We start from the raw sequence: 15,043 nt of genomic DNA, 5'->3' as shown, positions 1-15,043 counted from the left end.
GAAAGAAGAATTATTGTCCTTGTCCACTTGTCCCCTTGTCCCCTTGTCCCCTTGTCTCCCACTCCCCCACTCCCCCACTCCCCCACTCCCCCACTCCCCCACTGCCCCACTCCCCCACTGCCCCACTCCCCCACTGCCCCACTCCCCCATCCATGCCCAATACCCCATACCCATTGCCCATTGCCCCAATCAATTCTTTTAGCAACATTCGTCTGATTGCTACAGATATGGATGGCACCCTAACACAGCAAGGTAAATTTACTTCTGCCTTATTGCAAGCTTTGGAGAATTTAGCCACAGTTGGAATTAAAGTAGTAATTGTGACTGGACGTTCCGCAGGCTGGGTGAGTGGACTAAGTAGCTTGATGCCGATCGCTGGTGCGATCGCCGAAAATGGCGGTATATTCTATTCATCTAATAACGAAACTGTCGCTTTAACCCCCATTCCCGATTTAGTTGCTCATCGTCAACATTTAGCCGCAGCTTTTGCCCAATTACAAACACATTTTCCCCAAATCCGAGAATCTGCTGATAATCGCTTTCGCATTACCGACTGGACTTTTGACGTAGCTTCATTGACTTCAGGTGAACTGCTTTCTTTAGGTAATCTCTGTCAACAACTGAGTTGGGGATTCACCTACAGCAACGTCCAGTGTCACATCAAACCCTTGGGGCAAGATAAAGCTGTAGGATTATTGCAAGTATTGCGAGAATACTTTCCTGGTTACTCATCTCAACAAGTTGTCACCGTTGGTGATAGCCCCAATGATGAAAGTTTATTTGATCAACGTTATTTTCCCATTTCTGTGGGTGTAGCGAATGTGATGGAATATGCCAATCAATTGCAGCATCAACCTGTATATATCACCACTGCATCTGAAGGTGCAGGATTTTGCGAGTTATCTGATTATTTGTTGCAAACCGTAAAAATACTGAATAACACGTAATCGGCGCCTCATACCATTTCACGTTAATAGCGATACATATGAATCTTGTAGAGACGCGAAATTTCGCGTCTCTACAGGTCTGTATTTGTATCAAGGTTTTTGTGAAACGGTATCAGCGCTGAAGCATTCACTTCGTCTAAAATAAGTTCGTAGCACCAAATACAACTATGACAGCTACAATACCAGTCGCTCAATCGGAAATTTTCTACCCCAGTGCTGATGGTGAACCCGTGGCAGAAACTTACGATCACCTTTATGTTTTGCTAACCACCCTGGCAGTATTAAAACAGTATTTAGCAGAAACTCAGGCAACTGTTTTAGCAAATCAATTTATGTATTACGCTCAGGGATATCCTAAATTGCGGGTTGCCCCAGATGTGATGGTGATTTTTGATGTCACCCCCGGAGGTCGAGACAATTATAAAATCTGGGAAGAAGGTCAAGTGCCCAGTGTTATTTTTGAAATGACATCCAGTGGCACTAAAGACCAAGACCAAATCTTTAAAAAGACTCTTTATGAACAGTTAGGAGTCAAGGAATACTGGCTATTTGACCCGAAATGCGAGTGGCAAGAAGAACAATTACGCGGTTATCGTTTGCGGGGTGAAATTTACGAGACAATATCTGATAATCGCAGTGAACCGTTACAGTTACGCTTACAAGCTGAGGGACGGCTAATTAATTTTTATCGAGAGGATACAGGAGAAAAGCTGCTGATTCCTGACGAACTAGCACAAGCGCTACGGCAAGAAGTTGTCGCAAGGCAGCAAGCAGAAGAACGTGCAGAACAAGCACAAGCAGAGGTAGAACAGTTAAAGGCAAGATTACGATCGCTTGGTGTTGATGTCGATACTGAGTAATTTAAATTGCAACCTTCCCCGATGCACCACTCAAATCATATTAAGATGAAATAAAAAAGTTGCACTTGCTCCGCATTTTCGCTGATGCTATGTAAAAACAAACAATATAGCTTCTATGCAGGGCAAGGAATCAGAAATTAAGCCGAGGGGAAAGGTGCGAAAGTTACGATTTTGGAGTTTCTTATTACTCTTGATTATCAGTGCGATCGCAATCTTTCTATTTTACCCCCGACCGCAACAAGCAGTCAAACGCGAAAGCAATTACGCTATTCATAGACGGCAAGAATTTAATCAGCCTGAATTTTACCCAATCAGCAATAACGAAAACTTAAAACTCTACCGACCTGTTGGTGAGTGGGTAGGAAAACTAATCTTACCCACCTTTGAACAGATGCAACCATCGGGGGACTGGTCGTGGTTACTAATTCAACATGCACCGACACAAGCGCAAAACCTCATCGGTCAAGTCGTTCGTTTGGAATGGAAAAACAAGCCAGAGTTAAATTCTTACGTAAAATCAACAACCAGAGATGTGCGTTTTACTCGTGGCACCATCAAAAGTCAAAATAAAGGTATAGTCCATCCAAATCGTCTCGACGGTCGTCTTCATGTCGGACCGCTACAGTCACTCGCTGGTGCCAAACCGAATGATGATATGATTGTCACCTTAGACCGTGCCGATGTCGTGGCAGGTAGTGACGGTAAACCAGTTCTGCAAATTGACGAAGAACCAACCCAGGCAACCGGACGCTTTTATGCTTTAGTGAAAATTCTGAAACCAGAAGTAGCAAGCAGCACCTATCCTGCTCCGAAATTTTGTCCTGGGACGCGCCCCTGTCCGAGCGAATACTTCCGCATTCGTCATTACAATCCGGCATCCGGTAACTTTGACGGACCAGAGGGAACAGTCAGGATTCCCCAACAAATTTTAGATTCACGGGCATTCTTTTCATCAACTGGGCGCCAAATTGAAGCATCCCCCGCCGGCAAAGAAGGGTGGTATATATACGGTGCAAGAGATGCCAAAGGTATATTTGTGACTCAAGCAGTAGCACCGCGATCGCTCTTTAAAGTAGAACCAGATCGAGTATTGTTGGGAACATCCCCAGGGCTAAAATACATTAAAGTAGATAATTGGCGCAACACCGAGCAAAACAAAGGCAAGATTGAAACAGTTTTGCTCGATCCGACAGTAGCCCAACGCCTGGTAGCGCTATCAAATTGGAAACCAGGAGATAAAGCGATCGTCATGCACCTATTTGGGGGTATTGGTGGCAAACAAGGTGAAATCAGTGGGCTGATGCGTTTAGCAAACACTGTCCCCGGACACTTTGCCTTTGGGGTAGCTGAAGTAGTTCGCGACCCCTTCACCCAAGATTTACGGTTTGACATCAAATATCATCAGGTTTACGCTCACAGTCCCGATGCGATGATATCCGGGACACACCGCTGGGCAGACTATATGGGCAACTTTCAATGGGGATGGGCTGCAACGCGACCCGTTTCTGATATTGTCGTCAAGTTTGAACCTGTGACGCAAGATTATAATTTTGATGGCATCAAGCTTTCACCCTTGCAGGAATTTACCCGGCAGTTGCAGATTATGATGGCTCGCTATCGAGTCGGAGATGGGACAGGAAGTGCTACAGTTAGCCCTGCTACTTCTTGTGTTCAAGATGCCAATCAAGCGCTTTACATTACCTTGAAAGTTATCGAACAACGAGTTACTTCAAACCCTGCAATTCAAAAGTGGCTCAACGCTCATCCTAACGATGCCCAAACTTTGCGCTTTCAACAGCTAGTTTCTCTCGGTTCATCCTTAGAACGGCAATTGAGTCCTTTGGGGATAGTCCGTGCAGACTGGGAAAGCAATGCATCTGCGTTGAGCGGAATCGGTAACGAAGAAGAGCCAACCTTGTCTCAAAAGCGTAGCATCTGGGCAGCGCTGACGAGTTGGCGAACAATGTTACCCCGACAAGCCCACGATGAACTTGCTAGTATCTTCTTAAGCCAAAATGCAAAACTCTGGTTTCTGCGAAGCAACCAAATTGGTGGATGGCAGCAGGATATTATGCCAGAAGAAGCAACGGCAGTACTTGGCAAGTTGAAGCTTCCCTTTACCAATGTTGCACCGTTCCCGATTCTGTTCAATCGTGTTTTCGGGTCTTTTGTCATACCCGATCAACGAGATTGGCTGATAGTTGCGGTGACATTATTGATTTATAGCGCGATCGCTTTACCCTTGGGCTTGTATTCCGGATTTTTGCGCTTTAATTTTTCACACATTAATTTACCTAACCAGCTATTTACAGGATTTCGATCTGCCATAATTCCCGCTTTTGTTGAAGAGCTAGTATTTCGCGTTTTGATGCTTCCCCACCCCATAGAACTAGTCAACTCGGTAACATGGTCATTGTGGGCAGCATTTTGTTTACTGCTGTTTGTTCTTTATCACCCGTTCAATGCCAAAACCTTTTATAAAGCGGGAATGCCCACCTTTTTTCAGCCAGTTTTCCTTGCATTAACGGCATTGTTGGGTTTAGCCTGTACGATCGCCTATGGATTGACCGGTTGTCTGTGGACAATATCGTCTATCCACTGTATTATCTTGTTAGTTTGGCTATTAGGATTCGGAGGAATGCGTCATTTGCGATCGCACCACACACACCCAGCCTGATGAGTGCAATGTAACGCATATTATGACACACCTAAATAAAACCGAAAGCTACTAGCCGTGAGCTTCAAAATCGGACGAAGTCTCTACCCTCGTCCGATCACTTAACGCAGAATTAATTTCCACTTCCTTTGTGTCTACTGTTGACCAGGTATTTAAATAGAAGTTAATCTTCAATTAAATTCTATTTAAATAGAATTTGATTGATATTTCACGAATACTTTGACTAAATGTCAAACTATTAATTTTTTTATTCATAATATTTTTTTTGAAAAGAATATTTATCTTGTCAACTTACTTGACAAAGATTATCTTATAAGATAATATTGTTTTTTGTATATTATCAGGTGAAAAAATAATCTCTAGTAAAAATCACAATTAAAGTAATTTTTTTGAGGTAGTAACTTATTAAGAGAACCCTAAGCACTACTGTAAAATAGTCCTAGTACTTAACCAACCCAAAATTAACAGGTGTAGGTTGACATCGCGAGAGGAGACACGGTAACGCGGAGAATATTTATACTTAGTTACAAAATTGAAAAACTCTTTGCCATCTGCGAATCAACATTTTCTCAAAACATCTGAGCGTTGTCTTGAGCAAGCCTATCAAGCTGTGTTAAAAACTCAAGTCATTGAAGGCAACAATATTTTCACAGAATCTAAAAATCATACTACTTCCGTAATTTCATATCTGCAAGCAGATTTAGATAAAAAATTTAATATTGCCAAGGTGAGAATAGGAGAATTTAAAATGAGTACTAATGAGTGACATTTATAGGAGTTACGAACTTGACAAATAGATGATTATGTGCACTAAAATAAAAGTATGATTTGGCAATAGTCAGACTCAGAAAAAATTTCCTAATCTATCTCAAATGTGCATAAATTAATTTTGCTTGCACCTATATAAAAAAAGAAAGCAAGTTAAGTCTTAATCACATAATCAGCTTTTTTCCAATGCGTAAGTCCTAATTTTTAGTCCACAACATATCTAAAAGTGTGACTGTTATTGTAGCCCAAAAAAAATCAACGACATTTATTCGAGCATTAGATTATGAAATATAACAGCATTGAACAAATCATCAAAAATAATCGGGCTTGGGTTGCACAAAAACAAGCCCAAGACAGAAGTTACTTTGAAGAAATGGCATCTGGACAAAAACCACCCTATCTCTACATTGGGTGTTCAGATAGTCGTCTAGCCCTAACAAGATTTACTGGCACAGAACCTGGGGAGTTATTTGTCCATCGGAATATTGCCAATCAAGTTTCTCTCACGGACATGAACTTTTTAGCAATTTTAAACTACGCAATTATTCATCTTGAAGTAAAACACATTATTGTTGCTGGTCACTACGGTTGTGGTGGAATTAAGGCAGCTTTAGAAGGCAGAACAATTGGAATTATTGATAATTGGGTGAATCCAATTCGAGAAATATATTTAGAAAAAAAAGACGAAATTGATGCTTTGCCAACACAAGAACAACGACTAAATCGTTTGGCAGAGTTCAATGTGGTACTGCAAGTTAAAAATATCTACCAAACTAGCATTATGGGTCAGTCACTCGAACAGCAAAAAGCACCTGAGGTTCATGGCTGGGTGGTGGATATAAAGACCGGGTTGATCACAGACCTGGAAGTCTCAACCAAACAATGGGAACTTCGCTCATTATCTCTTGCTGGATTTTGAGGTAGGATGACCAAAGGCGATGGACTATCGCTTTTGGTCGCTTGGTGTTAAGGATTTTTAGGACTGATTTTAGACCTGTAGAGATGCGATCGTCCGAAGTCTCTACAATCGTGCGATGGGGGTTAAGTGAACCGTATTGCTATATAGCCCACGCTCTAACATCATCTTTTCGTAATAACCTAAATTTGTGTAAAGTATCAAATTAAGAACATTTTTCGGAGGTTTAGATATGCAAGACCCCAATAAGAAAAAGACTTCTTATCTCCCAGAACATAACCAAAATAAAATTAACGAATCTAAGGAAAAGCTTTCTAACTCGATTTCTCAAAAAAAAAATATATTGGGAGAATATCCAAAAGGATTTTTATCCAAAGAAAAATATGTTGCGAAGAGATCGTTTAGCGAAAGGTTTGGACTATACTCAGGCGAAGAATTCTCTGCAATTAAAGTAATTTTATACCTGACAGAAACAGTAGTTCTGGCAATTCTTCCTTGGGTAATTTTGTGGGGAGGATACGGCTTTCTTATTTCACTGCTCAACTACTCTGGGCATTTAGCAAAAGTGAATAGTGAGCTCAAAGGTATTCCCAACATTGTTATTTCTCTCAACATTGTCTTATCGTTACTATTAATTTTCCGAACAAATACAGCCCACGATCGCTTTTGGGAAGCTCGTAAATTGTGGGGAGGAATGGTCAACACCGTTCGCAATATTACTCGGAGAATCTGCGTCGTCATTGAAGAGCGCGAGCCAGAAGATAGAATAGAAAAAGACGCAATATTGCGACTAGTGGTTGCGTTTGCTGTGGCAATGAAGCTGCAATTGCGAAGAGAACCAGTGAATTCTGAATTAGCTTCTTTAATGTCATCCTCGAAGTATTACACGCTCCAAGACATAAATCATCCCCCGCTAAAGATTGCTTACTGGATTGGGGATTATTTCCAGCATCAGTATGAGCGTCAATGTATCAATGACATGGAGTTGAATGCTCTACATCAATTGCTGGATGAAATTGTGAATCTTTTAGGTGGCTGTGAGCGCATTTTGAAAACACCAGTGCCCCTAGTATATACCATTACTCTCAAGATGCTGTTGACGTTTTATTTCCTGCTGCTTCCTTGGGAATTGGTTGGTAGTCTAACTTGGTGGACTGGACCGATATTAGCTTTTCTTAGCTCTATCTTGCTTGGAATTGATGAAATCGGAGCGGAAATTGAAGAACCTTTCGGTCACGATCCAAACGACTTACCTTTAGATGTCATTTGTAAGACAATGCTTCGCAATATTGACGATCTTTACCCTTCCTGCCAGTCAATTAGGTAGGCTCACATTCCTAAGGGGAAGAGCAAATTACTCAAGACACAGGTTTTTCTATCAGCGGCTTGAAAAATTGCGCCTAAGTATAGCGAATTTATCGCAAAATCAGGCTGATGACAGGCAAGATAGTTAATTTATTTCAGAGTATGGGATTAAGCTAATGAATACAACACTACAGCGGTGGGCAATCCCCCTTGGAATTCTCGGTTTAATGACTGCTATTACAGCAATGGTCAACGATCCATTCAGTAGTGCCGATATCCAAAAGCAGAGTATTGACATTGATGGTTCTAGTACGGTCTATCCGATTACAAAGTTGATGGCTTCGGAGTTCAACAGCAGTCAAGGCAACAAGGTGCAAATAAACCTTGCCATTTCTGGTACCACCGATGGCTTTAAAAAGTTCTGTGAAGGTAAAACCGATATCAGCAATGCTTCGCGTCCCATCCTCAAAGAGGAAATGAAAGTCTGCCAAAAACACGGGGTCAAGTATATAGAACTCCCTGTTGCCTTTGATGCCCTCACCATAGTAGTCAATCCCAAAAATGATTGGGCAGAGGACATCACCATTGCCGAGTTAAAGAAAATCTGGGAACCTACTGCCCAAGGCAAAATTACCAAATGGAATCAGATTCGTAGCAACTGGCCCGATAAACCCCTCAACCTGTATGGTCCAAACAAGGATTCTGGCATCTATGACTACTTCATCCAGGCAATGGAGGGTGAATCCAAATCGCGCAAGGACTACACCAGTAGTGAAGATGATAACATGCTGCTCAAGGGAGTTAGCCAAGATCCGAATGGCTTGGGTTACTTTGGCATTGCTTACTACCAAGCCAACACAGCTCAACTAAAAGCTTTAGCGGTTGACAGCGGCAAGGGTGCTACGATGCCTTCACCTCAAGCTATGGATAAAAATCTATATCAACCCCTATCTCGTCCACTGTTTATCTACATCAACTACGGATCTGCCCAAGTCAAACCCAAATTGAAGGAATTTGTCGAGTTTTACCTGGCAAAGGCTCCGAAGTTGGTTCATCAGGTTGGCTATATTCCTCTATCAGAGGAAGCCTATCATTTAGATTTTGTTCAATTCAATCAAGGTGAGGTTGGGACAGTGTTTAATGGGGAAACTCACTTAAACCTGACCCTTACCGAAGTGTTACGCAAACGAGCGACTTTATTTTAGCTGAAGCGCGATCGCACTTTCAGAGCCGATGAATGGGATTTGAAATAAAGCGATCGCCCTCAAATTCATCATACAAAGGAAAGCACATGAGTAAAGCTTTTCGGCGGTGGCGTTTTTCGTTGCCGCTCTTTGCTTTGACTATCCGCAGTTTTTGAGGTGATAATTTTCCCAAATTGAACCAGGCTAGGCGATCCCCATTTTTTATTAGTTAATTGGATGACTATACTTGCTTAAACTTATCAAGATATGCTGCATTGATATTAGATAATATATATTATGAAGTTTTGTAATATAGATAACATTTTACTCAAGAATGGGTAATCTAAAATGAATTAATTTTCGGGCTATCTCCGGCTAAATCTGGCTTGATTCATAGTAAAACTGCATTTTGGGCAGAAAAACTACGTCTCCAGATACTGTTTAATTTCCAGTTAATTCATTTACATTGAACTCATAAAACCACATACCTAACAGCTCCGCTTAATAGATTAATAATTTCAAATAATACCAATTTTATAATTTCTTTGTTATTTTGTATTTAACGGGACAGTTCTAAGTCCGGAGGGTGAGTTTAAATATCAATTGATTACACAATTTGACTATCATGTCATTCGTGTAAATCAATTCATTCTCTGTTGCCATGATTGTATTTAAGACACAATTAAAATGGCGAAAAGAGCTAGCGTAGTAATACGCAACCAGAACAGAAAATCATTCAAACCAGGAAAATCTTAGTTAAGAATATGCTCAGAACAAACAATCGACCGATTATTTTCTCTGCTTTTGTTAACTCCGCAGAAGAAATTAACAAGACAGAAAGAAAAAGTCAACTTGCTCAACCTAAACCTGATTTCCTGCAACCATTACGTCAATGGCTTGATTCCCTAGAAATTCAAAATCGTAAATTAGCGAAATTTATTGCTAAACTAATTCCCGCACAATGTCCCTTTGAGCGCGATATAATTCTCTTCGGTCGCAAAATAGCTCATATCCCACCGATGTGCAAGCTCAATCCTCTTTACGATCAGTTTGTCGGTTTGCGTTTTCGCGCTTTGTGCTATCTAGTAGATCAATGTGGTGAAGACATCCAGTCTTACTGCTGATTGTAATTACGATTAAGGCAGCATGGAAATTAAAATTGAGCATCAACCCACTCAAGAACATTTGCACAACTTAGGTGTGTTCATATGGGACATTTGGGAAAAAGAAATATCAAAATTTCCTTGGACTTATGATTCTCAAGAAACTTGTTACTTTGAATGCAGGTGATGTCATAGTTACCCCTGATGGGGGACAACCTGTAAAAATGGGTCAGGGTGATTTAGTAACCTTTCCCGCAGGAATGTCGTGTATGTGGGAAATTACCAGCGACGTGAAAAAACATTATTTCTTTGATTAGTCAAGAATGAAGCAATTAGCTTTTAGCTGAAACGCTATAAAAGACAGCTGGTATCACAAATTGAACCAAATGACAAGTTTGATATCATAGCAGTCTCTAAACAATTTTTTCTTCTCTTCACACCACGCATTTAATAGCTAACAACTTTTTGTCCCTTTATCTAAATAAACAAGTTCGTTGCAACTTCATCATTAACTTGACTCGTCGTAGTGAGCGGTTTACCGCTCAAAGCTTTGATTTTAAGGGCTTTAGCCGTTACTACCTTAAAACCCAATACCGTTGGTGTTAAGGAATTGGTGGTCAAAAATGGGATGTATGTAGAGACGTAGCTAGCTTACGTCTCTACGAGGATTTGGGGCTAAACAGAACGGTATTGCGTTAAAACCTATTCTTGAGATGTCGCTCATAATCATATTAGTGGGGGTTAAAAACTCCCACGGCAATTTTGATTGGAATTCGGAAAAAAGATGTTATTACATTTGAGTACATGGCAGGAAGTCGAGGTTTATTTAGAGCAGTCTCGTGGTATAATCCTTCCTATCGGTTCCACCGAACAACATGGACCAACAGGATTAATTGGGACTGATGCGATTTGTGCTTCCGCGATCGCTCGTGGTGTTGGTGAAGCAACTCAAGCATTAGTTGGTCCGACAATCAATGTCGGCATGGCGCTGCATCACACCGCTTTCCCCGGTACAATCAGTTTGCGTCCTAGCACTTTGATTCTCCTGGTCAAAGACTATGTAACTTGTTTAACCAAAGTCGGTTTTACCAAGTTCTATTTTATCAACGGACACGGTGGTAATATCGCCACCCTGAAAGCTGCTTTTTCCGAAACTTACGCTCATTTAGAAGATTTGCAGATACCCAACGCACTAAAAGTGCAATGTCAAGTTGCAAACTGGTTTATGTGCGGTTCTGTATATAAACTAGCTAAAGAATTATACGGCAATCAAGAAGGTTCGCACGCAACGCCGAGTGAAGTAGCTCTTACCCAGTACGTTTATCCAGAAGCGATTAAACAAGCACCCCTATCAACAGAAGTAGGAACTGGACATAAGATTTACAGTGCAACCGACTTTCGTCAACGTTTCCCAGATGGACGCATGGGTTCAAATCCTGCATTAGCGACACCAGAACACGGTAAGCAGTTTTACGACTTGGCAGTCAAAGAACTCAGCAACGATTATTTAGAATTTGTCAACGCAGAATAAACCTCACGCAAAGCCGCAAAGTATTGATATCATCATAAAACTCTAACTTAAAGATGAGAAAAAGTTCTACTTTGCGCCTCTGCGGCTTTGCGTGAGATATAACCCTATAGGCTTATTTAACTTTGAGCGATACCTTCAGAGCGCGCTGCACGTTGCACAGCAGCAGCAACAGCATTGACAACTCGCTCATCAAAGACTGAAGGTATGATATGTTCGCGATTCAAATCTGAAGGTTTAACCAAAGAAGCGATCGCACTAGCAGCTTCCAGATACATTAGTACGGAAATCGTCCCCGCTCGACAATCTAAAGCGCCACGAAACACCCCTGGAAACGCCAGGACGTTATTAATTTGGTTTGGGTAGTCACTTCGTCCCGTAGCGATGACAGCAACATCCTTACTCACCAATTCTGGCTGAATTTCCGGAATCGGATTTGCCATTGCAAAGACGATCGCATCTTTCGCCATTGATTGTACCATTTCTGGTGTCAACACTCCGGGGGCGCTGACACCGATAAAGACATCTGCACCTTGCATTGCACCAGCCAAAGTACCCTGCGCTTTCACCGCAAATTCCCGCTTTTCCTCGGTTAAGTCGGTGCGACTAATGGAAATAATGCCTTTTGAGTCGCACATCCAGATTTTTTCTGCACCGGCTTTGCGAAGTAAACGAGCGATCGCTATTCCCGCAGCACCCGCACCGTTAATCACAATACGGATTTCCGCCATTGACTTATGTACTAACTTCAGGGAATTAAATAACGCGGCTAAAGTGACAATTGCCGTACCATGCTGATCGTCGTGAAAAACGGGGATATCTAACTCACTTCGCAGTCTCCGTTCAATTTCAAAGCAGCGAGGAGCTGCGATATCCTCTAAATTCACTCCCCCAAAAACTGGAGCGAGATTTTTTACTGTACGGACAATCTCGTCTGTATCTTGAGTATCAAGGCAAATCGGGAAAGCATCGATACCTGCAAATTCTTTAAACAGCATCGCTTTTCCTTCCATAACTGGCAGAGCTGCACTCGGACCGAGATTACCCAAACCTAAAACTGCACTACCATCTGTAACAATCGCGACAGTATTTTTTTTGATAGTTAAGTTGTAAACTTCTTCGGGATTTTGGGCGATCGCTGTACAAATTCTACCAACTCCAGGGGTGTAAGCCATTGCTAGGTCAGAGACACTTTTGAGGGGAATTCTGCTCGCAATGCTGATTTTACCGCCGCGATGTAAATTAAACGTGCGATCGTAAACATTCAGCACCTTTATGTCTGGTAAAGCTTTTACTGCTTGGACAATGGTTTCCGCATGTTCGGTGCTAGCTGCATCCACAGTGATATCGCGGGTGGAAAAAGAGCGCGTTTGCTCAATTAAATCAATTTGACCGAGATTACCACCACTAGTTGCGATCGCCTGTGTCACAGATGCTAACATTCCTACACGGTTAGGAATTTCTAAGCGAATCGTCAAACTAAAACTCGAATTAGGTGTTAAGGCTACCATCGTGATTTGAGATTTTAAACATTTGATTTTATATTAAATTTATTTAAAATTTCACATAGCCTTCAGGCTAAAGCCTGAGGCTATACGAACAAAGCCTGCGTTCGCAGGCTAAAAACCCTAATTTCTTATAGCCCACGCAGGTGGGCTTCGTTTGTATAGCCGCACCCTTCAGGGTGTCGGTCAAGATCGAAAACTTCATGTCATCGGTTGAGGTTCTTTGATTTTCGCGGCTAACGACGTTGGGTCTACTGATTTTAGTTCACCGTGGTTGAGTGTCCAGCAGTTGTCAGCGATCGCTAACATATCCCCAGCATCATGTGTCACGACTAACAAGGTCCAATGTTGTTTCAGCTTTGCTAATAAGTTTACCAATTGCCGACGCATTGACCAATCTAAGCCCGCTGTCGGTTCGTCCAGCAGGAGAACGTGTGGTTGACGAATTAACTGCACCGCTAAAGCTAGACGTCGCTGCTGACCTCCACTTAAAGCATTAGGTGGTGTACTCAAAGATAAATGCTCTAATCCGACTTCAGTAAGTGCTTCTCTAACTCGGTCTTTTCCTAGTTCTGGATGCCCCAAACGCAATTCTTCTAAGATAGTACCACCGCAAAAATGCCGCTCAGGAAACTGAAACACCAATCCGGCTAATTGTTGTAACTGTTCGGCTATAAGCCCTTGTTCGCGCCATAATACCCCGCCAGATGTCGGTTCGGCTAGTCCTGATAAAATTTCTAATAAGGTACTTTTGCCAGAACCACTCGGACCAATAATTAAACCTAGTTGTTGCGCTGGTAGGTCTAAATTCAGGGAAGAGAGAATTGGTGTTGGGCAAGCTGTGGGATGATAAATTAGATTTCTGAGATAGAGCATTTGTTAAGATTACCAAAAAGTCCGCAAATTACTGATTAACTACACTAAGAGCAACTCAAAAAGTCCGAAAATTTTCTTGAATTAATTACCTACCTAAAAAAAATAATTTAGCAGCAAGAGAAATCCATCTTCTTACCGAAGTGTACTTTTTTTTATTGTGGCAGACTTACCTTTGGTCAATAGCTATAACAAGCTTGGAAACGGGGAAAAGTTACCAATATAAATTATGTATAAATTCTGACTAAATATTAATTCAATTAACACTTTTTGCATTTTAAGTAATAAATAAAACTATTTCAACCGTAATTATTCGGAGGTTAACAATGACTGAATGGTTTTACGCTCCTCAAAAAATAGTGTCTGCCAGACTTGGTAGGCTCGCTCAAGCAAGTTTTGCAGTAGCGATCGCTCTCATGTGGGTAAATCCATCTCTAGCTGCCGATCCTTTTCGTACTAACGACCAAAGGAAAATTGGCAACAAGACAGAAGCAGCTTTTAAAGCGATTTTCCAACAAGGTAACTACAAACAGGCAGAGCTTTATTTACAACAAGCTGAATCTAGTGAGCCAAATGAACCACTAGCTTATGCGATGAAGGCATCTTTAGCATACGTTAATAAAGATTTGTCTACCTTAGACACATACAGTAAGAAAACATTGGAAACCGGACAAAATCTGATTGCTGTAGACCCCTTACGTGGCAATTTATATGCTGCTGTCGGTCATTTTTTGCAGGGTGCGGTAATTCTCCAGCGTCAGGGTACACTCAACGGTGCGCCGCAAGCTTTAACTCTGTTGCGACAAGTTTATCAAAATTTAGACAAAGCGGAAGCCATTTCTGCCAACGATCCAGAACTGAATTTAATTAAGGGTTACATGGATTTGATCCTAGCTGTTAATCTACCTTTTGCCAATCCAGAGCAAGCGATTGAACGCTTAGAAAAAAATGCCAGTCCTCAATATTTAGCCAATCGTGGTGTTGCTCTTGCCTACCGAGATTTAAAACAGTATTCTCAAGCACTAGAGTATGCAAATCGAGCGCTGAAAATGACATCTGATAACCCAGAGATGTATTATCTAAAAGCGCAAATCCTTCAAGAACAGGGTAAAAAAGAAAAAAGCAAGCTAATGATAACTGAAGCGATCGCTAATTTTGACAAAGCACTAGCCAAAAAATCCCAACTTCCGGCTAGTTTAGTCAAACAGATTGAAAGCGAACGTCGTAGTGCTACAAACCGTTTGAATAATACTGTTCGTTAATTGAGGATTGGTCAAGTTGGGAATTGGTAATTGGGCTTTTCCCGATTTTCCACTCCCCATTCCCCACTCCCACTCCCCATTCCCCATTCCCCACTCCCCATTCCCCATTCCCCAC

Annotated in this window: 14 protein-coding genes; 12 read left to right on the top strand and 2 right to left on the bottom strand. The window is 41.6% G+C overall.

Annotated features, from left to right (window positions below; all coding sequences use genetic code 11):
• The 11 genes from OGM63_RS15065 to OGM63_RS15020 all read left to right on the top strand — a co-directional run.
• The coding region (locus tag OGM63_RS15065) for an HAD family hydrolase (RefSeq protein WP_318528463.1) at window positions 1-947 on the top strand (947 nt) is incomplete at its 5' end.
• A 167-nt stretch (window positions 948-1,114) separates the two neighbouring features.
• Window positions 1,115-1,807 (top strand): Uma2 family endonuclease, encoded by a 693-nt coding sequence (locus OGM63_RS15060; RefSeq protein WP_263746400.1) that lies wholly within the window; start codon window positions 1,115-1,117, stop codon window positions 1,805-1,807.
• Window positions 1,808-1,922: 115 nt separating this feature from the next.
• Window positions 1,923-4,484, top strand: coding sequence for a CPBP family glutamic-type intramembrane protease (locus OGM63_RS15055; protein ID WP_263746399.1), 2,562 nt, complete (start codon window positions 1,923-1,925; stop codon window positions 4,482-4,484).
• Between the two features lie 544 nt (window positions 4,485-5,028).
• Complete coding sequence (locus tag OGM63_RS15050; RefSeq protein WP_263746398.1) at window positions 5,029-5,250, top strand: hypothetical protein; 222 nt, start codon at window positions 5,029-5,031, stop codon at window positions 5,248-5,250.
• 285 nt (window positions 5,251-5,535) lie between these two features.
• On the top strand, window positions 5,536-6,171 hold the full coding sequence (locus tag OGM63_RS15045; protein WP_263746397.1) for a carbonic anhydrase: 636 nt from the start codon (window positions 5,536-5,538) through the stop codon (window positions 6,169-6,171).
• A gap of 229 nt (window positions 6,172-6,400) precedes the next feature.
• Window positions 6,401-7,495: a bestrophin family protein gene (locus OGM63_RS15040; protein ID WP_263746396.1), complete on the top strand. Its 1,095-nt coding sequence runs from the start codon at window positions 6,401-6,403 to the stop codon at window positions 7,493-7,495.
• Window positions 7,496-7,649: 154 nt separating this feature from the next.
• Window positions 7,650-8,678 carry a PstS family phosphate ABC transporter substrate-binding protein gene (locus OGM63_RS15035; RefSeq protein ID WP_263746395.1) on the top strand — a complete coding sequence of 343 codons (1,029 nt, stop codon included), beginning with the start codon at window positions 7,650-7,652 and terminating at the stop codon, window positions 8,676-8,678.
• 743 nt (window positions 8,679-9,421) lie between these two features.
• On the top strand, window positions 9,422-9,781 hold the full coding sequence (locus OGM63_RS15030; RefSeq protein WP_263746394.1) for a Mo-dependent nitrogenase C-terminal domain-containing protein: 360 nt from the start codon (window positions 9,422-9,424) through the stop codon (window positions 9,779-9,781).
• Window positions 9,782-9,803: 22 nt separating this feature from the next.
• On the top strand, window positions 9,804-9,947 hold the full coding sequence (locus OGM63_RS29830; RefSeq protein ID WP_375340489.1) for a cupin domain-containing protein: 144 nt from the start codon (window positions 9,804-9,806) through the stop codon (window positions 9,945-9,947).
• Window positions 9,910-10,077 (top strand): cupin domain-containing protein, encoded by a 168-nt coding sequence (locus OGM63_RS29825; protein ID WP_263746393.1) that lies wholly within the window; start codon window positions 9,910-9,912, stop codon window positions 10,075-10,077. Before OGM63_RS29830 ends, OGM63_RS29825 begins: the two co-directional genes overlap by 38 nt.
• Before the next feature lie 467 nt (window positions 10,078-10,544).
• A complete protein-coding gene (locus OGM63_RS15020; RefSeq protein ID WP_263746392.1) occupies window positions 10,545-11,291 on the top strand; it encodes a creatininase family protein in 747 nt (248 codons plus the stop codon).
• 116 nt (window positions 11,292-11,407) lie between these two features.
• Here OGM63_RS15020 and OGM63_RS15015 read toward each other — a convergent pair whose 3' ends face one another.
• A complete protein-coding gene (locus OGM63_RS15015; RefSeq protein WP_263746391.1) occupies window positions 11,408-12,799 on the bottom strand; it encodes a malic enzyme-like NAD(P)-binding protein in 1,392 nt (463 codons plus the stop codon).
• A gap of 195 nt (window positions 12,800-12,994) precedes the next feature.
• A complete protein-coding gene (locus OGM63_RS15010; protein ID WP_263746390.1) occupies window positions 12,995-13,669 on the bottom strand; it encodes an ABC transporter ATP-binding protein in 675 nt (224 codons plus the stop codon).
• Window positions 13,670-13,992: 323 nt separating this feature from the next.
• On the opposite strand from OGM63_RS15010, the gene OGM63_RS15005 reads away from it, so the two are divergent.
• Window positions 13,993-14,928 carry a Sll0314/Alr1548 family TPR repeat-containing protein gene (locus OGM63_RS15005; RefSeq protein ID WP_263746389.1) on the top strand — a complete coding sequence of 312 codons (936 nt, stop codon included), beginning with the start codon at window positions 13,993-13,995 and terminating at the stop codon, window positions 14,926-14,928.
• Window positions 14,929-15,043 lie beyond the last annotated feature (115 nt).

Origin of the sequence: Plectonema radiosum NIES-515 (assembly GCF_025753815.1) — a bacterium.
Taxonomy (GTDB): Bacteria; Cyanobacteriota; Cyanobacteriia; order Cyanobacteriales; family Nostocaceae; genus Hassallia; species Hassallia radiosum_A.
This window is presented reverse-complemented; position numbering and strand designations above follow the sequence as displayed.